The sequence below is a fragment of the Candidatus Zixiibacteriota bacterium genome (assembly GCA_040752815.1).
Classification (GTDB): domain Bacteria; phylum Zixibacteria; class MSB-5A5; order GN15; family FEB-12; genus JAGGTI01.
This window is the reverse complement of the sequence record JBFMGC010000001.1, coordinates 1-26,272: the sequence shown is the minus strand read 5'-3', so window position 1 is coordinate 26,272 and position 26,272 is coordinate 1. Positions and strand designations below refer to the sequence as shown.

Below are 26,272 nucleotides of genomic sequence, written 5' to 3'. Positions count from 1 at the left end.
GCAAGCCCTGCTGCGTTGCGAAAGGAAAGAGTATGAGAAGAACGCTAACGGCAATAATCGTCTTCGCCCTAACTCTCGGGATCACGGACGCTGTGGTCGCCCAACTGCCGTATAACGGAGTGGTCACAGTCGACTCGGCCCGGGCCAAGCCGACCGAGTCCGTGGCCGTTAATGTCTGGCTGCGAAACAACGACATCGCCATTTCCGCGATCACCCTGCCGCTCAAGTTCTCCAGTTCCGCGCTCACGCTTGATTCCGTATCTCTGGGGGGTACGATCTGGAGTCCCGACTTCTCCGGGTATTATGTGATCGACAACACGGCGCGTACCGCGCGAATAACCGTGCTACCCAACGACATGGTCTACCCTCTGCCGTCGCTCAGCTTCACCAACGGCATCGTGGCGGTGCTGCATTTCAGGGTGGCAACGTCGGCCACTCCTCAGCGGGTGGCGATCGATTCGATTTACGCCGACAGCTTACTGGGCAGCAATATCCACATTTACACCCGAATCGATGTTGCCGATAACACCGGCACCGGAGTCTACCTGCCGGATTTCACTCCGGGCTATGTTGAAGTGCTGCTGCCCACCGGGGTTGACGATGAGACCGGCAACGGCCTGCTGCCGACTGAGTTCGCTCTCGATCAGAACTACCCCAACCCGTTCAACCCGACTACTATTATTCGCTACGCATTGCCTCGGGCGGGAAGCGTACGGCTCCAGGTCTTCAACATTTTGGGACAGGAAGTTGCACTGCTTTTTGAAGGGCACCGTGATCCGGGCGTCTACACGTACGAATTCGACGGCGGTAAGCTGCCATCGGGCATCTACTTCTACCGCCTAAGCCACGATGGCGGTACAGCGACGCGCAAAATGATGCTCGTTAAATAAACGAACCGGCCCGTTCTGCCGATACCTACGGGGACAGCGTTTACGCGCTGTCCCCGTTGTTTTTTGGGGCATATGGGAGTCGGAATGACCCAGGTGGCCGAAATACAAACTCAGACCAAAGAAGTCAGAATCGGGCCGTACGTTCTCACCGGCAAGATCGGTCAGGGGGGTATCGCGGAGATTTTCCGAGCGCGCCAGGAATCGCTCAACCGTGATGTAGCCATCAAAATCCTGTTTGCCCGGTTCTGCAACGATTCCGAGGTTCTTCGTCGCTTTGAACGCGAATCGGTGGTCATTGCCCGCCTGAACCATCCCAATATCGTGCATGTAATCGACAAGGGGAAAGCCGGCAATCGCTACTACTTCGTGATGGAGTATGTCGACGGAACCTCGCTCCGCGAAGTAATGGACTCGACCAAGATTCCCCGCCGCACCAAGCTCGAGATGGTGGCCCAGATCTGCAAAGCGCTGGACTACGCTCACAAGAACGGCGTTATCCACCGCGATATAAAGCCGGCCAATATCCTGATCGATCGCGAAGGCAACCCGATGGTGGCTGATTTCGGGATTGCCCAGATCGTGACTTCCGGCGAGGGGGAGGTGACCGCCTCGGACATGGTCATGGGCACCCTGGCCTATATGTCGCCCGAGCAGAAAATCAGCAGCACCAATGTCGACCAGACCACCGATATCTATGCGCTCGGCGTCATTGTTTACGAAATCCTCACCGATAAGAAGCCGCTGGGACGGTTCAAGATGCCGTCGGAGCTCGATCCATCGAATCCTCCCGAGTACGATCATCTCGTCCAAAAATGCCTCGCCCCGGAACCGAAAGACCGCTTCCAGTCGGCCAACGATCTCAAGAACGCGATTTTGAACGCAATAGGCGGCGGCACAACGATGAAGCGGACCTCCGATTACGCGGTGGCCGATGTCGAGTCGTTTGTGGGGCACTGCCAGTATCTGGACACAATCAAGGAGAACAAGTTCGCGTCGACTATTCTCGTTGAGAATAAGGTCAACAAGCGGCTGTACGTGATTAAGAAGCATACTCGAGGAGAAATCGGTCGCAAGGAAGCGAAGCTGCTGACCACGCTCAAGCACAAGAACATCAATAACATTCTCGGCTCGGGCGGTGATCTCAAACATACTGTCGTAGTGTCCGACTACGCCCAGGGCGGATCGCTGGCGGAGCGGATGGTCCGCAAGTACGACTGGGAAAAAGCGATCGCCATCGGCCTCCAAATCGCCGCCGGACTTGATTTCGCCCACAAGAACAACATCGTGCACGGCAACCTGAGACCATCGAATATCCTGTTCGACGCCGACGACACAGTCAAGATTGCCGATTTTGGTCTCCCCGCTCACTATGAAGCCACCCCCGGCAAGAATTGGTACGGGCCGCCGGAACGGAAACAGTCGAAACTAGGCGATATCTACGCCATTGGTGTCATTCTTCACCAACTGTTAGCCGGGCGGGCCCCCACGTACGACGCCTCCGGTACACTTCGATTGGACGACATAGCCGGCCAATTACCCGATGAGATCCAGAAGATACTCACGCGGCTGCTGGCAATTCGACCCAACCAGCGTTACCATGCGATGGGCGAGATGCAGCTCGACTACGAGGAGTTTGATAAGCGCAGACAGATCGCGCTTCGCCGCGAGCAAACTCAGGTTGCGCCGATCCAGCCCGAAAAGCAGTCGGTGCCGCCGTGGATGTTGGTCGCTGCCGGCGCAATCCTCGCTATCACTATCGTACTCGTGCTCTTCTTCTCAGGCGCTTTCAATTGATCGAGGGGCAGACCGGAGGTCTGCCGCCCACGAATCACCGAGTGGCAACCGAAAGGTCTGCCGCCCACGATTCGCTACTCCACATTTTCCAACCGCTATCGCCGATTGACAACCCTCCGGAACCGGATATATTCATTATAGTACTCGCTCCGAAGGGCCTGTTACGATGCAGCATCCGACTTCTCGATTTACCCTGATTTTCTCCGCCATGCTGGTCACAGTCATTTGTTTGTCAGTGGCACAAGGAGCGTCGGCCCAGGACCCGCGCGATCTCGGCGCACCGGACTCGATTTTCGCAGCGATATCTCAGCCTCGCCTCGGAGTGGACTCGGTCGCAGCAGTCGCCGTGTATTTTTTCAATGATGCCCAGCCGGTAGTGGGTGCGTCGTTAGGTCTTTCGTGGGACAGCGATCGCTTCAGCTTTGACTCCGCCGTGTTCTCTCCGGCTGCCTCGGCAGCCTTCTCGTTGTTTCGGATTGTTGACTTCAAGGGGAATCGTGATAGCACCAATACTCGCCGCCTGTTTCAGTGCACCGGTGGCGGGCTTCCGTCGGGAGCGCTCGTGGCGTCGTCCTCGCCCAAGTTGATTGTCACCTACTATTTCACCATTTCGGGGTGGGCCGGTGGCGAATCGTTCTGTATCGACTCAGCCGATTTTGTGCGTGCGTCGTTTGTCGATCCCGATGCCGGCGAGTACAGTGTCAACTGGCGCGGCCAGGAGTGTGTTAATGCTGGTCCTGACGGTGACGGCGACGGGGTCGGCGACACCTGGGACAACTGTCCAGGCCTGTTCAATCCAAGTCAGGCTGACGCGGATAATGACGCTGTCGGCGACGATTGCGATGAATGTACGGACACCGACCAGGACGGTTTCGGCAATCCGGGTTATGCGGCCACAACGTGCACCTTGGACAACTGTCCCTTTGTATCGAACCCGGGGCAGGAGGATGAGGACTCCGATGGGGTCGGCGACGCCTGCGACTCCGACTGTTGTATGGGGCGGGTGGGTGACGCTAACGGTGAGGGCGGCGACGAACCGACTATCGGCGACATAACGACCATCATCGACGTGTTATTCATATCGCAGCAGCCGGAGTTTATCCCGTGCGTGGCCGAGGCCGATGTCAACCAGTCCGGCGGCCAGAACCCGCAGTTAACGGATCTGTCTATCGGGGATGTGACCTACCTGATTGACTATCTGTTTATTACTGGGGCGACACTGGGATTGCCGGATTGTTTGTAGAATGTAGGTCCGGACCCTTGTGGTCCAGACACCCACGAATCGCACGGAACCTGTCGAAGCGTGACTCATCCGCTACTGATGTGGTCTTGGGGGCGGGTTTGCTTCCGTCACACCCACATCATTACCCACTGCAAGGTCCCTGTCGAGAAACTCACCGTGTGGTGGCGGCCCCCGCCGCGGCGGGCTGGCCGACAGTCGTAAGTTTCGAACTGTCGGGCAGTGGCGCCCGACAGCACATCACGCAACATCTCTCGGCTATTGAGACAGGTCCCAGGCGGAGGGGCATCCAGAGCTTACCCCACCTCTTCCGCCAACTGATACCGTCGGTAAATCTTGGCGTACTGTCCGGCGCGGTTGATGAGTTCATGGTGGGTGCCGGATTCAACTATACGGCCGTCGTCAAGCACGAACACCCGGTCGACCAGCGCCAGTGTGCCGGGGCGGTGCGTAATCAGGATGGCGGTCAGGCCGGGCATCACCTGATGCAGCCTGTCCCACAGTGCTGCCTCGGTGCGAGAGTCCAGCGCCGACGTGCAATCATCCAGTATCAGGATCTTCGGCTTGCCGACCAGCGCCCGTGCCAGGCCGAGCCGCTGTTTCTGACCGCCGGAGAGCATCATGCCGCGCGTGCCGACTGTCGTGTCCAGGCCCTGCGGGAAGGCGGCGATTTCGTCTTTCAACTGGGCCACATCAATTGCCCACTCAATCACCGGCTCGGCGATTTCGTCGCGGCCGAGCAGGATGTTATTGCGGATCGTGTCGCTGAACAGCACCGGCTCCTGCGGGACATAGCCGATAGCACGGCGCAGGTCTTCCAGTCGGAATTGGCGCAGTTCCTTCCCGTCGAGCTTGATGTTACCCCCGGTGGGATCGACCAGACGCGGAATCTGATTGATCAGCCAGCTCTTGCCCGCGCCGACCCTTCCCACCAGAGCGATCTTCTGGCCCGCGCCGATCGTCATCGTGACTTCATCGAGCACGCACCGGTCTGATCCGGGGAAAGTGAGGGTGACACCCTCGAAGGCAATGTCGCCGTGCGGCTGCGAATCCGTGACCGCTGCACCGAGATCGGTCACGAGTGGTGGGACATCTTCCATCGCCTTCAGGCGGTCGATCGATACTGCCGACTGCCGCGACTTGACCAGGAACTGGCCGATATCAAACATCGGGTAGACCAGCCAGGCCACATAGTAGATGAACGCGGCCAGTGCACCCACCGACAGACCCGAGGAGATCACTTTGTAGCCGCCGATCACCAACACCGTGACAAGCGCAATCTGCCAGAGATACTGGTACATCGATTCGATCACCGCGGTCAGTCGCACCGCGCCCAGTTCGGCTTTGCGGCGTTCAAGCGCCGCCTGCTCGAATTTCTTCTTCTGGGCGTTCTCGCGTACGTACGCCTTGACCACTCTGACCCCGGAAAAGCAGGCCTCCATGACATCGTTGAACTTTGATATCCGCGTCTGCAGATGATCGTACCGTTTGTCCAGCGCCGACGAGCTCCGGAAAAAGATGAACACAAGAATCGGCAGCGGCGCGGCCGCCCAGAGGGTGAGCCACGGGTCGAGACTGAGCATCATTACGGTGATGACGATCACATACAGCAGCGCCTCATACAGGCGGAAGATACCGGAGCAGGCGAACCAGGAGAGCTTTTCGGCGACATCGTCGGTCAGGCGAGTGACAATGTCACCCGTCCGGAACTTATTGAAGAAGTCCGGTCCCTTGGTAGTGATCTGGTTGAACGCATCCTGCCGGAATTCCCATTCCAGCTTGGTGTTCATCCAGGCCCGATGTGACTGCACGAAAGCGTAAAACGCGCACGAAAACGCGCCCAGCGCGATAAAGGCGACACCGAACGCCGAGGCGGGCGTCAGGCCGAACGCGTCGCCCCAGCCGATCACCCAGCGCGCCACGAAATGGTCGGAGACGTTACCGGTAGTGAGATGATCGACCGCAAAGCCGAACAATTGCGGCACGGTGACACTAATCATCGCCTGTACCGGGGTCAGGAACACGAGCACGCTCAGCACGTACGGGTGCCGGCGGTAGTATTTCCACAGCCATCTTATCTTACTTAACATAGGCGGTCGCTCCGTTCATGTTCTTGTACTGCAGGTGGAAGAGCTTGGTGTAGTAACCGTTCTGCATGATCAACTCCGTGTGCGCGCCGCGCTCGATTATCTCACCGTGGCGAATCACCAGAATCTGATCCACATCCAGAATGGTCGTCAGGCGGTGGGCGATCACCAGCGATGTGCGCCCTGCCATAAGCTTGTGCAGCGACTCCTGGATTGCCCGCTCCGTTTCCGGGTCGACCGAGCTGGTGGCTTCGTCAAGCACCAGTACCTCCGGGTCGAAAGCCAGCGCCCGCGCAAATGACAGCAGTTGCCTCTCGCCCCGGCTGAAGTTGGCGCCCTTCTCCGATACCTCGGTCTGATACTGATGCGGCAGCCGCTCGATGAACCTGTCGGCCGCCACCGTGCGCGCGGCGTTTACGATTCGCTCGGCAGGTATCTCCTCGGCTTCGAGGCCTATATTGCCGCTCACATCGCCGGGGAAGAGCACGATATCCTGCAGCACCAGGGCGAATCGGCGGCGAAGCTCCGCCATGCAGATATCGCGGATGTCGATTCCGTCGACCGTGATCCGACCCCTTTGCGAATCATAGAAGCGCAGGAGCAGTCCGATGACAGTCGATTTTCCACCTCCGGTGACACCCGCCAGCGCTACCCGCTGGCCGGCCCTGACTTCGAAACTGACATCCTTGAGCACCCACTCGCGATCATCGCCGTAGGAGAACCAGACGTTTTCGAAGCGTATCTTCGACCGCAGACCGGGCCAGTCGACCGGTTTGGGCGAGTCCAGCAGTTTCGGTTTGGTTTCCAGGAGCGCGAAAATACGTCTTGCGCCGGCCACTCCTTTCTGGAAGCTGGCCAACTGTTCCGACATGCGGAAAATCGGGTCGAATGACCGCCAGATATTGACGAGAAACAGCACCATCAGGCCGGGTGTCAGCCCGAGTTGCGCACCGAGCAGCAGCACCAGGCCGATCTTCACGTACTCGAAGATGAAAGCGGAGTTGAAAAAGACGCAGACCGCCACGTTGACAAAGGCATCCTCGTGAAACTTGGCCTCGTTGGCCCGGTAGAACCTCCGTCGGGCGTATTCGCCGCGGTGGAAGATCTGGATGATCGACATCCCCTGCAAAAACTCGGTCGCGGTGGCCGTTACCTCGGCCATCAGTTTACGCACCGCCAGGAAGCGGTGTGAGGTCAGGCGATGGAAGATCCAAACGAGCAGCCCGATTGCCGGAATGAGCGCCGCCAGGAGCGACGCCATCCGCCAGTTGTAGTAAGACAACACGCCGTACAGCCCGGTCACAAGGAGCATGTCGGCCAGCACCAATAGCACGGTGTTGGTAAACAACATGCGCAGCGACTCGGTATCTGACTCCACGCGCGCCATCAGCCGGCCCACCGGATTCTGATCGTAGAACGACAGATCGAGCGACAAGATATGGGCGAACAGGCGCCGCTTCAAATCCAGCATGATATCCTGCGCGATCGTCTCCAGGCGTACCCGAAGCACGTATTGCGCGCCGATGTTGACAATCTGGATCGCGGCAATACCGGCCGCCAGGTAAAGCAGACCCCGGTAGTTTCCGCCTGCGAGCGGTGAGTCGATTGCCTCTTTGAGCAGTATTGGCCAGGCCAGTGAAAGAAGGGTAGCCGAAACCAACAAACCCAGGCAGATCGCCAGGCGCTTCCGGTGGCACTGCAGGTACGGTACCAGATGGCCGAACGCCTTGCGGATGCCGAGGTCCTTATCGGGTATTGATGATTTCTCGTCGTCGTATAGTGCACTTGTCATTTCATTGCCCCAAGTTTCGAACATTGCCGAGTGAATGACCCCAGGGGACAATGAAAAAAGCCCGCCAGGATCGGTGCGACCGTGGCGGGCTTCGTGATCTTCTGGTTACAGGCCCTATCCAGGCACACCTGTCCCGCCACACCGGGTGCATACCGGTGCACCCGACAAGAGATACCGGAGTTTAATCATTAGTTCGTCGACTCCTTGGCAGCGGGTTTAATATACGTAAAGTCTTTTCAAGGGCGAATATGCTGACCGGCAATTTATCGACCGGCGGAGCTTTGTCAACACTTTTCTGCTGTGCGTGAGGGACGTTCTTGTCCACCACGGCCCGATCTGTTGCAAAATGCCCGGCTCGTTCATCATCCTGGCGCACCGGGAGGTACGCCAGGCGCGATTTCTGACACTATGTCAGCTTGTCTGATCCTTCCCCAGACCCAGCCCGTCAGAATGTGCTTCCCCACAGCGAAGCCGTTGTCTATTTTTCCAGCCGGCTCCTGTTGATGTCGGAGAAGTAATAAGCATGTTGTATAGAAATGTCGGTTTAGTAGCCTGTATAACGCTTCTTCTCAGCTTGGTATCCCTAACCAGGGGCGGAACTCGCACCTTCGGAATCGGCTTTTTCGAGGGCGGCCCGTATCCGGCCCACTCCGAATTCCGCAACCATTTTCGCGAGCAGGTGGAGGCGTTGTGTCCAGCCGGTGTGACGATCAATTACCCCACCGACGGTTACAAATCTGCTGAGTGGAAACGCGCTCAGTCGCGGGTCATGGCCAGGGAACTGGCCGGTGCGCAGGATGTCGATCTGGTGGTGGCCACTGGGCCGTGGACAGTCGAGGATTTGCTCGCAGCTGGATTCGACAAGCCGATTCTGGCGGCGCTTCGTTTCGATCCGGTATTGGAAGGACTGGTCGACCAAAACGGCCGCTCGATTGTGAACAATCTCTCAGTCCGGATTCGCCCGCGCAAAATAGAGTCCGACTTCGCATACCTGACCGAATTAGTGCGGGCCGACACCATAGGCGTGCTCTATTTCCCATCGGGGAGCGAAGCGCCGACTGTAATCGACAGCATGCGCGTGCTGGGCAGGCGGATCGGTTTCGAGATTGTCACGGCGGAGGGGTACGACGTAGACAGCGCCTACGCTTTCTTTAAGGCGTATCGTCAGTTGAATAAGAGTATTGATGCCCTTTATCTGCCGCCAATGTGGGGTTGCGAGAGCGACCGGATGCGCCAGTTTCACGCCATGGTCGGGCGCGACCGGATTCCGGTCTTCTGCAGCGAGGGCGAATACCAGGTAACCCGTGGCGCCCTGGCGGGCGGTTCGGTCGAGACTCCCCTGGTGGAGGCCCACTATCAAGCGGTGAAGGCGGTACGAATCATCGGCGGAGTCATTCCGGCCGACCTGCCGAACGTCTACGCCGATGCCCGCGGCCTAGCTCTCAACTCCCAGATGATGCGCGAATTGCGAATCGCTTTGTCTACCGACCGTCGGTATGACGTGTCGCTCATCGATGCCCCCGCGCCGGACAGTGTCGAGCGGCTGAGCGTTGTCGACGCGGTCGGCGTGGCTCTGGCGCAGAATCCGGATTTGCAGGCGACTCTGGCCAGTCTTGACGCTGCCGAGGCGGCCTATTCTGAGGCGCGGTCGGTCTATCTTCCGCAACTGGAGCTCAGCGGCTCAGCTGGTTACTTCGATGACAACGCCGTCAACAACGATCCCCGCTACGAAAACAACCGCTACCACGCCCGACTGAGCCTGCGGCAGGAGATTTTATCGCTCGGGGCTATCCGAGACATCCGCTCCGCCGGGCTGGAGCGCGACCGTACGGAGGCGGATCAAAAGAGGGCCGCTCTGGCGCTCGAACTGGCGGTGACATCGGCGTTCATTGGCGCACTCGAAGCAGAACAGCTACGCCAGGTGGAACTGGCCAACCGCCGTCAGGCCCAGGAATGTTTCCAGGTCGCTAAACTGAGGAACGATCTGCGCGAGGGTGAGGCCGACGAAGTCTGGCGCACCGAACAGCAGTGGTTGGCGGCGCTTCAGGCAGTGCGTGACTCCGAGTACAATCTGGCCGTCGCCCGCGTGGTGCTCAATACCCTCCTGGGTCGGCCAGGTGATTTTCCCTTTGTTCCGGACTCACGACATTTCACGGATGCCAGTTTCTTCGAGCAGGAAGCTGTTATCATAGAACACACGAAAACGCCGCGGCAAAGAAGTGAGCTTGTCGCCGCGTTGTTGGACGTTGCTGTACGGAACAATCCTACTCTGGCCGCTTCCGATTTGCAGGTGTCCGTCCAAAGATCACGACTCGGTCGAACTAACGCCGCATTCTATCCAAGCATCGGGTTCTATGCGAATCTGGATGTTACCGATGAGCTGGCGGCTCGATCGGGCATAAACGAGGCCACTCCGAGCTGGTCGCTCGGCGCCCAGATCAAGCTTCCTCTCTTTCTGGGTGGAAAACAGTGGCACGAACGCGCGCGGATGAACGCGCTGCTCGACCAGGAGACGTGGGGCAAAGATCAGGCATCGCTGCAAACCGCCGCCGCCTTGCGCGTGGCCTGGGAGCGGGTGTTGAGCCGCTGCGAGCAATTCCCGATAGCGGCCAGAGCGGCCGAGCTGGCCAATCAGGTGTATCCGGAGCTGCTGTCTCGGTACACGTCCGGTAAAGGCACGGTTTTGGAATTGATCGAGGCGACGCGAGAAGATCGCTCGGCCAGCCGGAATGCGATTGGGGCTCAGATGGATTACTTTCGCGCCACCGCCGATGCGCTGGCCACGATCGGAATATCGGCGTACGCGTCAGGCCGCTCCTGCCCTGACGAGTTGATGCGTCTTGTGCAATCGCAGTGAAACCCTATCGGATCAAGTCGGTAGCCAACCTGAACAGCAGGAGAGCAGCAACCGCGATCGCCAGTGAGACACGGATGATCCGGTATGCCGTCCTGTCCGCAAATGGCTCTACGATCTGATTCCGCCAATGCCTCACAAACGTTCGGCTGTAGATAGTCAACGATAGCAGCAGCAGACCGGATGCAATCGGAGTCATGATCTGAATCCCGAATGGGAAGCGAATCAGGTATGTCGCCAATAAAACCACGAGTGCCGCGAATGCCCACTTGCCGGTAAGGTTCGAGGGGAGGGTCAGGCCGTCGCGACGCTTCAGCAAGTATGCTCCACCGGCAAGAATCAGCAGGTCTCGCCCCACAACCAGGGCCGCAAGCCATATCGGGAACTCTCGGAATGCGATTAGCCCTAACACCAGAACAACTGCGAAAATCTTGTCCGCTATTGGGTCGAGTGCGATGCCCAGAGGCGTGACAGCACCGGTTCTGCGTGCGACGTAACCGTCGGCCCAATCAGTCAGCCCCGCCAAAGCGAACAGTACCGAAGCGACAACCACGGACGTTGTATCATCGCGCCCAAGCAAGATCAGAAGTGCCGGCGCAATAATGACTCGCGAGAGACTAAACAGGTTAGGAAGACGCGACAGTTCGTGGAAGTTCATCGGTGGAGAACCGTGTCTATAGGGGCACAAAGAAGATTCGGGTGGCCAAGTCGCCCACAGGGATAGACAAGCACGACCACCCGAATACCTTTTAGCGGTACGGGGGATCGAACCCCGGTTTGATGGCTGAGAACCATCCGTCCTAGACCACTAGACGATACCGCCGATTCAATGCGCAATGCTAAAGAGTAGCATCGGGCCACATAATCATATTTTCAAAAACGGCTGTCAAGCTAATTTAATACGTTGTGTTATAATAAGTTGCGGCGAGAATCTCGGGTAATACTATGAGTCCTAAGAGCTTAGTGTGGGGACAAAAGTCCACATTTTTTTAGTGTGCTGTTGAAAAGTGACCTTGAGTCAGTGTCAGACATATCTGCCATTTTGGCAGGCGGTTCGCGGCGCTGAATTGCCGTCTTGACAAGTTAAACTCTAGAACCCACCCGCGAGCCTGCGGGACAGGGGAGGCTGGCCCACGGGTAAAGTCTCTTGCGGCTGATCTCAATCGGGTCCCGCCCGCCTCGGCGGGTGGGGTCCGGACCAGGATCTGTTGAAACTCCTGTTGGATATGCACCTCCACCCCCCAGCGGTCTCTGAAGCTGGTGTCGACACACAGCCCTTTTTAGCTTCTCCGGGCTTCCTGCCGGCCGTATATTCCGCCCGCGTTGGCATCAGGCAACGGAGGAATCATGCCCAAGGGCCGCATCACTCGAACCAGAAAACCGCGGGAAATAACCGCCCGTCAGCTCGACTACAGCGTCACCTACAGCCCTGGGACGGCGACCTGCTCGGATGAAATCGAGCCGTGCGAGGGAATAATCGGCCAGCAGCGGGCAATCGACGCTATCCGGGTGGGTTTGGCGGTGCATAGTCGCGGTTACAACATCTTTGTCACCGGCATGCCCGGCACCGGTCGCACGACCACGATCAGCCATTTGTTGAAGCAGCTCGAGCGCGACGATCCTCACCTAATGGACGCTTGCTATGTCAACAACTTCAAGAAGGTCGACAATCCGCTGGCGTTGACCTTCCCTGCCGGCGACGGCAAGCGATTCAAGAAAGATATAGAGTATCTTATTCACTCCGTGCGCAAGGTCGTCCCCAAGATCTTCATGTCCGAGGACTACAAGGACCGCCAGAACCGGGTCGTACGCGAATATGAAAACCGGCAAAAGGAACTGATCGGAGCCTTCGAGGCCAAGTTAAACGAGGCCGGTTTTGTGATGGTCCAGATTCAGGGGCAGGTGGGCGTGCGCAACGAAATCCAGCCGCTTATCGACGGCGAGCCGGTGTCGATCGAGAAAATCGAGCGGCTCGCCAAAGAAGGCAAGTTCGCCGAGGCCCGGTTGGACGAACTGCGCAGAGCCTGGGACAGCCTTCGCCGCGAATTCGACATCACAACCATCGAATCGAAAAAGATCAGCGCCAAACTCGAGGACGCACTCGAGAAGCTAAACCTATCCATGGTGGCGCCCCTGGTATCCGACAAGGTCAATCTGCTGAAGCGGCGTTATCCCGGCACGAAGGTGGTGGGGTATCTGGAGGAAGTGGAGCAGGCGCTGCTCAGTGATCTCGATCGCTTCCGCGAGACGCGCCCGCGTCGCGGCGAGGAAGAGCCGCCGGCCTTTCGCAAACAGGAACCATTCGAAGAATTTGCGGTGAATTTGATTCTCGATAATTCCGAGACGGATGGGGTACCTATCATAATCGAGAAATCGCCTACGTACAAGAACCTGTTCGGCTCACTGGAGCGCGTGGTCGACCGGTTCGGCTACTGGCGCACCGATTTTACGCGCATTTTCGGAGGCTCGCTTCTCAAAGCGAGCGGCGGGTATCTCGTGATGAACGCCACCGACATGTTCACCGAGCCGGGGGTCTGGACATTTTTGAAGCGGGCGATCCGCAACGGCGAGCTCGAAATCTCGGCGTACGATCCGTTCTCGATGATGGCCGGATCGGGAATAAAACCGGAGACGATTCCGCTCGATGTCAAAGTGGTGCTGATCGGCGACGCCTACATTTATAACATACTGTGGGAATACGACGACGATTTCAAGAAGATATTCAAGATCAAAGCCGAGTTCGATACGGTCATGCCTCTTGACCGTGCGAATATGAAGAACTACTACGGCTTTATAAGTCGCCTTGTACGCGACGAAAACCTGCTGCCGTACGATATCAGCGGTATGCAGGCCGTGGTCGAGTACGGCCGTCGCCTGGCCGGGCACCGCAACAAGCTGAGCGTGCGCTTTACGCCGGTGGCCGATATCATCCGCGAGGGTTCGTATTTCGGGAAACAGCGTCGAGCATCGATGGTGTCGCGTCGTGACGTTTTCGACGCCATTGTCAATCGACGCCGGCGCCTGAATCTCGTGGAGGATAAGGTACAGGAACTGTACGACAACGAGGTGCTTCTGGTGTCGACCACTGGTCGTGCAGTCGGTCAGATCAACGGGCTGGCGGTGTACAGCACAGGAGAATACCCCTTCGGCCGTCCCACGCGTATCACCGTGAATACCTCGCTGGGTAAGGCCGGCATTATCAATATCGAGCGGGAGGCGGATCTCTCCGGTCCGCTGCACACCAAGGGGGTGGCCATCTTAGCCGGCTACTTCCGCCAGATGTTTGCGCAGGATAAACCGCTCGCCATGTCGGCGTCGATCTCATTCGAGCAGTCATATTCCGGAGTCGACGGCGACTCTGCGTCGGCCACCGAGGTTTTCGCGATTCTGTCGTCGCTGACAGGTCTGCCAATCAAGCAGGGGATCGCGGTCACCGGCTCGGTCAATCAGAAGGGCGAGATCCAGCCGATCGGCGGCGTGAACGAGAAGATCGAGGGTTTCTACGACGTCTGCAAGAGCCGCCGTCTGACCGGTACCCAGGGTGTGATCATCCCGCAGCAGAACGTGCAGGATTTGTTGCTTCGCCCTGACGTAATCGAGTCGGTCAAGGCCGGGAAGTTTCACATTTATCCTATCAGAACAGTCGATGAAGGGATTGCGATTCTCACGGGAGTTTCCGGTGGAAAACGCCTTGCTCGGGGCGGATTCACGAGGGGATCGGTGATGTACAAGGCGGATGATAAGCTGCGGCAGATGGCGCTGGAGCTGGATCGCTTCGGTCGCTCGATATCGAATGACAAGAAGAACAATCGCGGCAAACGTTCTACCGGCGGCGCCAATGATGACTGAGGCGTAGATGGCCGCGCCGTCGAAAGCAGGTGCTCCACCGGTTGGAGTCCACATTTTTCCCTTGACTTATATTCGAGTGGACCTATGTTTTAGCGAACCTATCAGGTTTAATGCGCAAAGCTAACGAGATCGGCAATCAGTCCAACCCTCCTACTATTGACGGTCTTGTAGCGACGAAAAAGGCGTGACCTCCTCCCAGTCGCGCCTTTTGTTTTTGCTCTAAAAGTCTGCGCCGAAGGAGAAATAGTGTGATGGTTTGTCGGCGACATCGTCAAGATCGGTGGACCAGGCGACATCGTAGCGAAGAAGCGCAAAACCGAACAGGTTGATCCTCATGCCGACACCGAACCCGGCCTTGATATCCTGAAGCCGGCTGACCCCGTTGTCAGATGTGCCCCCTTTGAATTTGCCGCCGAACCAGGCTGCACCGACATCGGTGAATACCGCGCCGGTAACGTTGCTTAGCAGAATCGGCAGGGGATACTTCATGGCGAAATACTGGATCATGGGGAAGCGGAGCTCCCAGTTGATCAGGCCGTACCGGTCGCCCGATATGCCGTAGTATTCCTGTCCGCGCAGGGGAGTGACGACATCGGCGAAATAGAGGTTCTCGACGTCGTACACCTTGGCCTCGAGCGTGCGCGTGCCGATCCAGTTGGTTGTGCCGCCGAGGAAGTATTGCTTTGGTGTCCGCCCGAACGACGCTCCGCCGCTGAACCGGAGGGCCATCGATACCGTCCGGGCGATATGCCAGTACTTGCGATAATCAAATCCCGCTGAATAGAATCCGATTCCCTCGGCGTCGAACAGGTCGGTGCCGCCGTCGAGTGTGAACTTGAACCGTCGCCCGTTGACCGGCGCGGTGTAGCCCCAGAGGACGTTGTCGAACACGTACGAGCCGGTGACGCTGGTTATCTGGGCGCTCCGGTTCGGTCGAGTATCTCCCAGCGCGCGGTCATAGTACTTGCGATCTATGAACACCTCGGCTACCGAGGCCTCGAGTCGGCTGAATATCGAGAATGGTCGGCTGGCAAAACCCTGCACGCCGTAGAAGCGATCGGAGAAGATAAAGCCGTAAGAATCCTCGTAGTAGTTTTTGGTGTGAAACGCTCCGACGCCCAGGCTGGTGCGGTTCGTGTTGTTGAAATAATACGCCTGCACGAACGACTGGTCGAGACTGTTGACCAGATCGGTGGCCACCAGCACCTGGTGATTGCCGAGATAGTCCGAGAAGACAAAAATCGTCTGCCCGCGCACACCGAAGAATGTGTCATACGAGAAACCGCCGCCGACAAAGTCGGTGGTCAGCCTGGGACGGTACTTGTTCACGCTGTATTCGCCGTCGGGCAACGGCGGGGGGATGGAATCGAACGAGGCCGGTTCCTTGCGCCGCGTCTCGGTCATCGTGCTGTCATGATCGCGGCGGACATCCTGAAGTACCGAATCGAGCGCGGCGTCAGCGGCGCTGCCCACATACACGTATTCATCGTCGTAAATTCCCGTTTCTTCCACTACACGGGTTGTATCGGCGACTGCCAGAGTATCGCCCGGAGTGATAGCCGCGCTGTCGGTAACCGCCAGTGGAGTGGAAGACTCAGCAATGGTACCTGTTACCATCGCAGTGTTGACTATAGTAGAGTCTGTCACCTGTCCGGTAGCGGCTGCCGGTTCGGTTATCGCCTTGCCGAGCAGATCGTAATTGCCTTTGACGAAGTCGGTCTCGGCGAGGGCGCCGTTTTCTCCCAACGGTACAAGGTTCTCGAGCAGGAAGATGTCAAACGCGCCCTGGTAAAACGCAGAGAAGACCAGCCGGTCGCCCTTGGGCGACCATGACACGTGCCTCACGCCGGTCAGAATATCGGTGACCGCAAAATACCGCGTGCTGTCCAGATCACCGACATAGATGTTGTCAATACCGTTGCGGTTCGATATGAAGGCCAGCCGGGTACCGTCGGGAGAGACCATGGGCTGGTGATTTTGTCCCGGGCCGACATCGATCGGCCCGATTCGCCTGTCGTCCATGCCGACTTTGAAGATGTTGTACATGCCGTAATCGAAGTCGCCCGGCATATAAGCGTCGGCCGAGATAAGATACGGGTGGCCGACATTGTCGATGACCGGATTCTGCGGGTGGGGATGATCGGACGAAAACACTAGCTCCGCAGAATTCGGCATCCAGCTTGGCTCAACATCGTCATACCGGTCATTCGTGACCTGGGTAATCTTGTCGCTGTCGATGTGATACACATACAAATCGCGCTGATCGCCGTCAAGCGCAGCAAAGGCAACCATGCGGCCATCGGGCGACCAGGCCGGATTGACGATATTCTGGTACTCGAATCGCCGCTTGAGATAGACGTCGCCATCCGCAACCCTTACAAAGAAGAGCGATTCCTTGCCGCGCGACTTCGCGGCAAAGACGATATTCTCGCCGTCGGGTGAAAACGACATCCCCGAAACGTAGGCGTGGAGCGACTCGAGATCGCCGGAACGCTCCGCCTTGACCAGGCGCTTGATCGTCTTTCCGTCGTAGGGTGAAATCAGTACAATCTCAGTGTAATCGGACTTATCGGTGAAGATCGCGATCACATCACCGTCGGGTGCAAAGGCCGGCTTTTCGTTGAAATATGAGCCGTCCTCGCGAGCCTTGGTCAACTGTTTGCCAATCTCATCGGCTTCCTTGAGCGAGGCAATGGAAGGCCAGTAGCGGCGCTTCATTTCTTTGGAGAAGTCATCCCAGAAGTCTTTCTCTTCGACCCCCAGCACCGCCTTCATGGTCTTGCTCATGGTTAGGAGGATCTTGCCCTTCTGGATCAGCTTATGCAGCTTGTCTTCGCCGTACTTATCGGCGATATACTTGACCATCGCCTGACCCTGGCGATAGGCGAAATAGTTGTATTCGAGATACTGGGGCGGGACGAGGTAGTTGTTGACCGTGGCGTCACGAAGGAACATGTCCGAATTGTAATCCCAGCCGTGGCGCGACGAATACTCGGCGTATCCTTCGGAGAACCAGGCGGGCAGGTCGAAGAAGCGCTGACGGGAGAGAATCGACGACAGGTTGTTCCCGAACAGCATGTTGTGCACGACGGCATGAGTCAGCTCGTGATGAAGCACGTGGCGGAGGTCTTCGTAAGAACCGGTGAACGGAACCGCGATGCGATTCTTGAACGGTTCGGTAAACCCTCCGATTCCCTCGCTCAACAGGTTCGGGATGATGTTGGTCTGCTGGAGCTCGTTGTGGGAATTGTAAAGAAAGACGGGCACCCGATGTTGGAGATTATAATTCAGTTCGTCAGAGACTTCCTTGTAGGCCGCCTCCAACACATTGGCCGAGAACTTGGCGATGGAGTAGGCGTCTTCGTAGAAATAAATGTCGAAATGGCGGGTCTGGATGTAACTCCAGTCGAAGTCCCGGTAGCGGACCTTGTTTTTGCCGAAATAAGTCTCCTGACCGGTCGCATTGATCGCGAACAGGATAATTGATACTACGAGTAACAGATTCTTACGCATCTCGGGTTGCTTTCTTCTACAGGACGCCGTACCGGACGGTCTGTTTGGTTTTATACACCGAGCCTATGCCTTCATTCTCTTAATATCGGCACCCAGGCGCGACAACTGTTCCTCGAGTCGGTAGTAAGCCCTGTCGAGATGGTACACTCGCGACAACTCCGATTGTCCATGCGCCACGAGGCAGGCCAGGGCGATGCCGGCTCCCGCCCTGATGTCCGGCGCCATAACGCCCGCGCCCTGCAATCTTTCGACGCCATTGATCACTGCTTCGCCCCCGGCGGCGCTGATGTCGGCGCCCAGACGGCGAAACTCCATGGCGTGGGCGAACCTATCTACAAAAACAGTGTCCCGAATATGCGAGGTTCCCGTCGCGATAGCGCATGCCGCCGAGATGCAAGCCTGGAGATCGGTGGGAAATCCGGGATAAGGGAACGCGGTGACATTGGTAGCAGTGAGTCGCTTTGGGCCTCTCACCGTGAAGCTCGCTCGTTTGGTCTCGATTTGGCAGCCCATTTCCAGCAGCTTATGCAACACTACGGCAAGCTGCTCGGATGGCACTCCGGAGATCTCGAGTTGTCCGCCGGTTATGGCGGCGCCGATAGCGTATGTTCCCGCGACTAATCGGTCACCTGAGACTGAGTACTCGATTGCTCTGAGTCTTTTAACCGGCTCTACCACGATATTGGGTGTGCCGGCACCGTGGATCCTGGCTCCGGCGGCATTGAGAAAACTGGCTGTGTCGACCACTTCCGGATCGCAGGCGGCGTTGGTAATCACCGTCTTACGCTTAGCCATCACCGCGCCGTAGAGAAGGTTCTCGGTGCCGGTGTGGGAGGGTTTGTCGAAATAAACGGCGCCGCCCTCGAGAGGCTTCCCCCGAGCGATCACGTAGCCACTGTCCTCGGTCACTTTAGCGCCCAGAGAGGCGAAACCCTTGATATGGTAGTCGACCGGCCGGGCGCCGAGCACACACCCGCCCGGTAGTGAGACGCGCGCTTCACCCAGCCGGGCTAGGAGCGGTCCCAACACCAGAAACGAGCCGCGCATCTTGCGCATCAGCTCGTACGGAGCGGTGTTCTCGGTGAGATGCTCCGCATTGACCGTGACAACTCTGGCCACGCCGTCGTAGGTAACACGCGCCCCGATATACTCGAGCATCTGCGACAACGTGTAGATATCCATCAGGGGAGGGACGTTCCTGATGACCGTCTCGCCCTTTTCAATCAGGAGGGTGGCGGCGAGGATAGGCAGCGCGGCATTCTTGGAGCCGTCGACCTTAATCTTGCCTCGGAGCTTGGCGGGGCCGTTGATAACGAACTTGTCCATGTACTACCTTTGTATGGCAGCCTGCGGTGTTTGTTCCTCTCGCCTTGTGCCAAAGAAAGACTCGAGTACACCCGCGTGCCGTCGGGCGACCCAGCCCGACGGTCATGTGAGCTACCATGCCCGTCCGCGCGCCGCGGCTCGGGTGAAACCACGCCGAGTTCTCTCACAGAGCCCTTCAACGAGGGAGCGAATCGTCCCAATAACCCTCTAAGTGACCCATCAAAGCAACGAAAAGATTAATGGGTGGACAATGCGCGTGAGCCCGACTCCCGTGACTGGCGTACCTCCCGGTGCGCCAGTTCTTCCGCAGCAAGCTGGTGGACGGGGACGTCCACTAGCCACGGATGGCAGCATCGCCGATTGCTCGCTCACGCGAGCAATCCTGGGATTCTGCCCTACCTCTGCCTCCGTACTGCTTGCTGCTCGGCAGCGTCAGCGCCGCTCAGATGATCTGCACTCTGAGGATTGAGTTCAGCGAGAGAACCAGCGAGTTGTCATCGGGCAGCCCGCACAGATACCAGCCGTTGGCGTACTTCATCGTGGGCTGGACGACAACGCGTTTCGGCGGGAGCCACCGCCGTGCATAGGTGACGTTCACTTTGAGTCTCTGGTCTGCCGCGTGAAGCAACAGGTTGAGGGTTCCATTCGAGGTCTGTTGTAACATTCTTCTACCTCCCAGGTAGTTTGAGTCGTCCACCGCCAGAGGGCATGATCTCCCCGGTGCGTTTGTAAACTTCTGTTCCGCCCTCAGCCTTAAGCTTGCCCTCCCCCCCGTGGCTGGTTTGGACCACGTCCCTTTCAAGCTGGTTTTGCTACATTATCACCATCAAGATCCAGTACCAGAAACTGGTCTGGGTCGACTCCTCAGTGGTGTCCGGAGCTGACCCGGTCGAGTCAGGATCCTGTACAACCATGTCCGTGGAATCTTCCTCTCCCGGCGGGAGTATCCCCCCTCCACCATCCGCCTTCGCCACCGGTCCGCTCAGGCTGGCGACCACTAATGAGAAAGCCACCAGCGCCAGAAATCCAAGTCTGATCAAACGCATCTTCTTGCCTCTTTCTCTTTATGCCTGAAATAGGTTTGGAAACCTATTGCTACAGAGTCCATGGCAAGCGAAGTGCCGGCGCCACGGGCGAGGAAGGCAGTTGTGGCATCGCGTTGAGTATCAGACGATTACCTTCAGATTGCCGATTCAGGAGTGACTTGGTAATGCCGCGTATCATGCACAAGAATCGAGCGCAGGAGGTCAAGCCACTGCGGCAGTGTAAGTTACATTTGCCGCCGCCCTTGTCAAAAGCGGCAAGTCGGCAAGGTGAAGAGCGGATTAGGGACGGTTGAGGTTGTACTTTTTGATTTTTCGGCGAAGCGTCGACAGAGTAAGACCCAGTTCCTTTGCAGACGCCGACTGGTTCCATTCGTTGGCGATCAGGGCGCCAAGAATCACAGACTTCTCGAGACGCGCCGTGCGGTCTTTCGAGCCGAAACTGTCTCCGCCGGGGAGCCGCATTTCGCGGGGGAGCTCGCTGACCCCGATCGTGCCGTCGCGGCAAGCGAATATCGAAAGCCGCTCGACCAGATTGCGGAGCTCCCGCACATTGCCGGGCCAGTCGTAAACGCCGAGCAGGGCAGCGGCCTGAGGTGAGAAACGGACCGGCCGCGCATTGCCCTTCGCGAACAGCCGGGCGAAATGATCTATGAGCGGCTGGATGTCGCCGGGCCGGTCCCTGAGCGGGGGGATATCGACTTCCACGGCACAGATGCGGTAGAACAGGTCCTCGCGGAAGGTCCCTTGGCTCACCATGGCACGAAGATCCTGATGAGTCGCGTAGACGAAGCGAATATCGGTGTGAATGGTGCGGTTGCTGCCGACTCGCTGGAATTCCTGGTTCTCGATCACCCGCAGCACTTTCGCCTGGACTTTGAGCGGCAGATCGCCGACCTCATCGAGAAACAGCGTGCCGCCATCGGCTGCCTCGAATCGGCCTGCCCGTGTAGCCACACCGGTGGCAGCCCCTTTCACCGTGCCGAACAGCTCGCTTTCCACCAGCGTTTCGGGCATCGAGGCACAGTTTAGCTTGACCAAAGGACGGTCGGCGCGGCCGCTCTGGGCATGAATCAAATTGCAGAGAATTTCCTTGCCGGTGCCGCTCTCTCCCCGAATTAGTACGCTTGCGTCCGACGTGGCTATCGCCGGCAGCGATTCGAGCAGCCCCAACACCACAGGGTCCTGGCTGATAAACACCAGGTTGTGGCCTTCGCTGGCGAGGTACTCTTCCAGATACGACGTCCGGGCGTTGAGCCGTCGCTGTTCCCGTGCCTTGCTGAGCACTACGGACACCACCTCGGCCAGGGCGGTGACGAACTGCACGTCTTCATCGTCGAAAAGGGCCGGGATGGTATGGTGATCCAGATACAGGATTGCCTCGACCTGCCCGGCGGGCGCCACCGGGACACACAGCAGGGACCGAATGTTGTGTTCGAAGATGCTCTTACTGCCTTTGGTTCGCTCGTCGGCAAGAGCGTCGTGGGCGACGAACACCTGTTGTCTCTCCAGAGCCGTTGCGGCAATGCTCCGGCTGAAATCGGTAATAGGCCTGAGCGATTTATCGTCGCAGTTGACATATGCCCTCACTTGGAGCTCGCCGCCGGCGCTTTCACGCGTGAGCAGCACGCCGCGCTCCGCCTCGGTCATTCTCGTGGCAAGTGTGACAATGCTCTCGAGCGCGTTTCGGTAAGTGGCGAGGTTCTTGATAACCTGTGAAATTCCCGCGATCGTGTCCATCAACGCCCGTTTCTCGTAGCGCAGGCGACCCCGTTCGTTCTGTCTCGAGGTTAGACGTTGGGTGAGTGGGCCGTTTCCCAGATCGTTGGCCAGTGTGGTGGCGTGCGCCAGGAAGCGCTCACCCAGCTTGGGATGGTCATGCAGGTGACACTGGTCGGCGATGCGCTCGCACAGCAGGGAGGTCGTGAACCGGTGGCCCGCCGAATCGAGTATGCGGCAGGAGGATTTTGCGGTGCGGAGCCAGTCATCCCACGACAAAGCCGAATCGATTTCACACTTGAAGAGCGGCCGGGCGGCTCCGCCGATTGGACCCTGCCGGGCCATTCGATCGATATTGTCATCCGAGAAATACCCCCGGGCCTGCCGAGCGATGTCGTCCTGCCGTCCTGCCAGTAGCACCAGGTAGGCCAATCCCGCGTAACTTGCGCAGTTGAGGTTCATCAAGTTGAGAAGCGTATTGGCCAGCCGCTCGGCATCGGGCGGGGCGCCGTAGAGGAGATCACATGCGGTGCGAAGGTATTCGAACTCAGCGAGTGAGACCGCGTCTTTGAGATTGCCGGCGACCGCACAGCCTTGCTCGACGTGCTCGAGACAATCGCCGCGCCGCCCCTGCATCAAGGCCAGGTAAGCCAGGTTCTTGTTGGCGAGAACGGTGACGACGCTTGTCGGACTGTGTTCCACTATGCCGAGAGCTTTGGCCAGGTTCTGGCGTGCCGGCACGACCTCGCACCGCACGGTGTGCAGCCAGCCGAGGTTCAGGTAGTATTCGGCGTACTGCAGCTTGCCGCCGTGAAGGTGGATGGTTTGAAGCCACTGGCCGATAACTCGCTCTGCCTCGCGGTAATCGCCCAACCGGATCAGCCCGGCGACAACGGATTCGAGAGCATGGTGGGCGAGATACAAGTCACCGGTTGCGCTCGCAGACGTGTGAGCTAGCCGGCCTAATCTCACTGCTTTTGAAAAATCTCCAGTCTCGTAGCACAAGGCTGCGTAGGCGGCGATGGCCGACGATATCGCCGGCTCAAGTCCGTTCTTGCGCGCCAGCTTCAGACACTCCGCATACGTCTGATGGGCAACGTCGGTTCGGCCTCCCGCCTTAAGGGCGCCCGCCAGCATGCCGATGGCTCGCACCTGTGAGGTGATGTCTCCGGCATCGCGACTGCGCTCGATCAGTGCGCGAAGCCTTACCTCTGCTTCGGTCTGATCCCCACGGACGATCATCGCCCAGGCGGCAAGTCGTTCGAATGGGAATGCCGATCTGGGTTCAAGGACCAGATACTGTTCAGCAAACGCGACGGACCTGTGAAAACCCTCGTCTACTTTTCCGGCAGCATAAAGCTGAAGGACAAGCCGCTCCGCTGTCTCCGAATGCTCCGACACCCCGGGTGTCAGTCGCTGCAGCATTTCCCCGAGAAACTCAGCCGCTTCGTCGGGTCGATTCAGTTGGCGGGCGAGGTCACTTAGCGATGTCAGCATCGCCAACACGTCCCGTCCGACAACCCCATCCGCGCATCGCCCCCGCCACTCCTGTTTGAGAAAGAGATATTGCCGAAGTCCCCCTGTGGGGGATTCGCTCTTTTGCTTGGCCTGTCGGTGTTGGACCGGCGCCACACGATCCAATCGTACGAACGCTTCAAGCAGGTTTTCGTCGGTGAGAGCAAGCTGCCAATAGTCGCCGAACTGGTGGATATACGTCACCCGCCAGAGCCACTTGAAGGTGTCCAGGGTTTCGCGGGGGCTCACGCGGAAGGCCGACAGTGTTGCCCCGGCCAGGTCGTCGGGGACCGAGTATAACCCTGACTCTTGAAAGAGCGCCTTCTGAATCGAGACCCTTTCGTCCGCCAGCCTGGTTCGCACCCGACGAAACGTCCCGGTAAGCAACATCGCCAGGAGCGTCTTCTTGAATTCGGCCGCTTTGGAATCGTCGATCAGCCCGGACGAGCGGAGGGCGTCGATAGCCGACGGCGGTCTCTGATCAGGAGTGGGCAGGGTCAGGAGACCCGTTAACCGGTGCAGGCGTTCCAGCATCTCAGTCGCTCGCGCGGGCTCGTCGCCCTCGGCGACATGCCCGGTAATAAGCTCTTCGAGAGATTTCCCCAGCGAGAACAGATCGCTCTTACCAGTGAGATAATCGCCTGTCATGATCTCGGGCGCGACCATCCCGGGTGTTCCGACCACCCGTCCGGACCACTTGGTGTTGATTTCGTGGAGCGTGTCCAGGTCGACCAGGATATGGCGCATCTCGCCCTTAATCCGGCGTGAGCGAAAGTTCTCGATCTTGAGATCACAGTGTACCAGCCCCATCGCGTGGAGAAAGTCGGCGGCCAGGCTGATATCCACAAGCAGTTGCCCGGTCTCTTTGAATAGCACGCCTGAAGACATCGGATCGCTGGTCAGGGTCTCGACATACGGATATTCGACATACACGCGGCTGTCATCTTTATGGCAGGCCACCGCGGTCAGGATCAGCCCGCTCCGGAGTCGCGACTGAAAAGAAAACGACCTTTCAAGTATACCTGCGGGGGATGAAACCGACGTGTCACCGGAAATCGGCGCCGTCTTAACAAAGCACTTTTTACCCGTCAGACGGTTTTCGGCCAACCAGGATTCGGCAGAATTGTTGGACGAAAGCCGGGTAAGCAGCGCGTACCGCTCGGCGGGGGTTTTGGTCTTAGGGTCTGCCATGGTCGCGGAATGACATCAGCGAGACTCGGTCCCGATGTCCGTATCCTTGGTAACATTATATCCAACGCCGACCAACCTTGCAAGCAGTTGTGGCCCGTCGGCCCGCTCCATGCCCCGGTGGCCCACCCGCTTGCGGGTGGGATGGTGATGACTCCAGCATGAAGATGTCCTCGGTGGCCCACCCGCTTGCGGGTGGGATGGAAATGTCCTTGTATCTGATCGGCAGGCCTCCGCGCCTGCCGCCGGACGACGCGGCAGTGTGCCGGTAGCCCACAGCTTGCTGTGGGTTGCTTGCATCTGAGCAGAACTTCTGAACGAAGCCTCATTGTCAAAACCACGTCTCACGCTAACGCGTTCGACTCAGGGGTTTTGACCTACATTGTTTGAATTCACCGTGATCTGACTCGATTGTCGCAATGAAGATCCCACCCGTTGGGTGGGGTACAAGTCACTCGGCCGTCGCTGGCGAGGAGTCACTTACCAGCTCATGTGGAGCTACTGCGCCGGCTGGGTTACCGATTCTTCGACCATCTCAAACGACTGCCTTACGCGAAGGAAAAACTCGATCGCCTCGCCCTGGCAGAAATCAACCACGGTCCACGGCAGGCGCACAAACCGCCCGCGCGAGTACACCAGGGCCAGTTCGGCAAAAACTCCGTCGCGCATGTAAATGCGGTGGTTATACTCCCGATGCGAGGCCATCACCAGACTGTCCGGAGTCATGATGCCGGGGTCGATATTGACCGTGCGGAAGGCGAAATCGTCGACCAGGTCGCCCAGTTGCTGTTCGACCTTATGGCAGGCGGCCTTGATTTCAGGCAGGCGGTCACGCTCGACCAGCCGCTCGAAAGAATAGAACCGGCGCTGCAGTTCAGTGCCCATTTCCTCGGCGTATTTGTCGGAGGTGTAGGAAAGCTCCATGGTTTCGCACTGGACCCGGCCGAACTGTTTTTCGAGAAGCTTGAGGGCGTCGGCGAGGCCGTCGAGGGAGTTATAGATGATAGAGACTACGAGTCGTCCTTTGGGGGGTTTTTGAATACGTGCCATGGCGCCAGAGATACGGGGTAGAGGGCGCGGGGCGCAACAAAAACAAGGGAAGGGTGGCGGCGGGCCTCTTGGTGGTTGTTTCGTAGGGCAGGACCCCTGCGGTCCTGCCATCACTTCTACTCGCCGAACTCCCCAGTCATCCCCGGTGGCTCTTCAACTCCCCAGTCGGGGCTGTACACTGACTCGAAACGATTATCGTGAATAGAGCTTAAGCGCCACTCTCTGGGTGCAGCGACGAGGCCGTGTTTCACGGGATTGTAATGAATGTAGTCCACATGCCGGTTGTAGAAGCCATTTCATAACCTCTTCAGCGTGATGAGCAGGCAAGCGACATGAAAAAACGCCTCATAAACCACAATATCACGGTCCCAGCGGACCACCAAGCGACGATTATTTCCCAGCCAGGCAAAAG

At 58.1% G+C, this 26,272-nt stretch carries 13 protein-coding genes, 1 tRNA gene and 1 pseudogene; 5 read left to right on the top strand and 10 right to left on the bottom strand.

What is annotated here, in order from left to right:
- Nucleotides 1-32 precede the first annotated feature (32 nt).
- From AB1772_00075 to AB1772_00065, 3 genes and pseudogenes are all read left to right on the top strand, one after another.
- Nucleotides 33-890 carry a T9SS type A sorting domain-containing protein gene (locus AB1772_00075; GenBank protein ID MEW5794729.1) on the top strand — a complete coding sequence of 286 codons (858 nt, stop codon included), beginning with the start codon at nucleotides 33-35 and terminating at the stop codon, nucleotides 888-890.
- An 84-nt stretch (nucleotides 891-974) separates the two neighbouring features.
- Complete coding sequence (locus tag AB1772_00070; protein MEW5794728.1) at nucleotides 975-2,684, top strand: protein kinase; 1,710 nt, start codon at nucleotides 975-977, stop codon at nucleotides 2,682-2,684.
- A gap of 739 nt (nucleotides 2,685-3,423) precedes the next feature.
- Nucleotides 3,424-3,672, top strand: a pseudogene (locus AB1772_00065) (thrombospondin type 3 repeat-containing protein).
- A 548-nt stretch (nucleotides 3,673-4,220) separates the two neighbouring features.
- On the opposite strand, the gene AB1772_00060 reads toward AB1772_00065, so the two are convergent.
- Entirely contained in the window at nucleotides 4,221-6,014 is a 1,794-nt protein-coding gene (locus tag AB1772_00060; GenBank protein ID MEW5794727.1) for an ABC transporter ATP-binding protein, read from the bottom strand.
- Complete coding sequence (locus AB1772_00055) at nucleotides 6,004-7,803, bottom strand: ABC transporter ATP-binding protein (protein ID MEW5794726.1); 1,800 nt, start codon at nucleotides 7,801-7,803, stop codon at nucleotides 6,004-6,006. Before AB1772_00055 ends, AB1772_00060 begins: the two co-directional genes overlap by 11 nt.
- Before the next feature lie 523 nt (nucleotides 7,804-8,326).
- Here AB1772_00055 and AB1772_00050 point away from each other — a divergent pair.
- The gene (locus AB1772_00050) at nucleotides 8,327-10,660 is read left to right on the top strand and encodes an ABC transporter substrate binding protein (GenBank protein ID MEW5794725.1); all 2,334 of its coding nucleotides are present in this window, start codon (nucleotides 8,327-8,329) and stop codon (nucleotides 10,658-10,660) included.
- 4 nt (nucleotides 10,661-10,664) lie between these two features.
- Here the strand turns inward: AB1772_00050 and AB1772_00045 are convergent, their stop codons facing one another.
- Both AB1772_00045 and AB1772_00040 read right to left on the bottom strand, forming a co-directional pair.
- Complete coding sequence (locus tag AB1772_00045; protein MEW5794724.1) at nucleotides 10,665-11,315, bottom strand: CDP-alcohol phosphatidyltransferase family protein; 651 nt, start codon at nucleotides 11,313-11,315, stop codon at nucleotides 10,665-10,667.
- A gap of 92 nt (nucleotides 11,316-11,407) precedes the next feature.
- Nucleotides 11,408-11,480: transfer RNA gene (locus AB1772_00040), tRNA-Glu, on the bottom strand.
- A gap of 524 nt (nucleotides 11,481-12,004) precedes the next feature.
- On the opposite strand from AB1772_00040, the gene AB1772_00035 reads away from it, so the two are divergent.
- Nucleotides 12,005-14,506, top strand: coding sequence for an AAA family ATPase (locus tag AB1772_00035; protein MEW5794723.1), 2,502 nt, complete (start codon nucleotides 12,005-12,007; stop codon nucleotides 14,504-14,506).
- 219 nt (nucleotides 14,507-14,725) lie between these two features.
- On the opposite strand, the gene AB1772_00030 is transcribed toward AB1772_00035, so the two are convergent.
- The 6 genes from AB1772_00030 to AB1772_00005 form a co-directional block, all read right to left on the bottom strand.
- On the bottom strand, nucleotides 14,726-18,019 hold the full coding sequence (locus tag AB1772_00030) for a hypothetical protein (protein MEW5794722.1): 3,294 nt from the start codon (nucleotides 18,017-18,019) through the stop codon (nucleotides 14,726-14,728).
- A gap of 63 nt (nucleotides 18,020-18,082) precedes the next feature.
- Nucleotides 18,083-19,345: a UDP-N-acetylglucosamine 1-carboxyvinyltransferase gene (gene murA, locus AB1772_00025; protein ID MEW5794721.1), complete on the bottom strand. Its 1,263-nt coding sequence runs from the start codon at nucleotides 19,343-19,345 to the stop codon at nucleotides 18,083-18,085.
- A 442-nt stretch (nucleotides 19,346-19,787) separates the two neighbouring features.
- Nucleotides 19,788-20,009, bottom strand: coding sequence for a hypothetical protein (locus tag AB1772_00020; GenBank protein MEW5794720.1), 222 nt, complete (start codon nucleotides 20,007-20,009; stop codon nucleotides 19,788-19,790).
- Between the two features lie 148 nt (nucleotides 20,010-20,157).
- Nucleotides 20,158-20,391, bottom strand: coding sequence for a hypothetical protein (locus tag AB1772_00015; GenBank protein ID MEW5794719.1), 234 nt, complete (start codon nucleotides 20,389-20,391; stop codon nucleotides 20,158-20,160).
- Between the two features lie 279 nt (nucleotides 20,392-20,670).
- Nucleotides 20,671-24,813, bottom strand: coding sequence for a sigma 54-interacting transcriptional regulator (locus AB1772_00010; protein MEW5794718.1), 4,143 nt, complete (start codon nucleotides 24,811-24,813; stop codon nucleotides 20,671-20,673).
- Between the two features lie 495 nt (nucleotides 24,814-25,308).
- Nucleotides 25,309-25,860 carry a DUF4416 family protein gene (locus tag AB1772_00005; protein ID MEW5794717.1) on the bottom strand — a complete coding sequence of 184 codons (552 nt, stop codon included), beginning with the start codon at nucleotides 25,858-25,860 and terminating at the stop codon, nucleotides 25,309-25,311.
- Nucleotides 25,861-26,272: the final 412 nt, after the last annotated feature.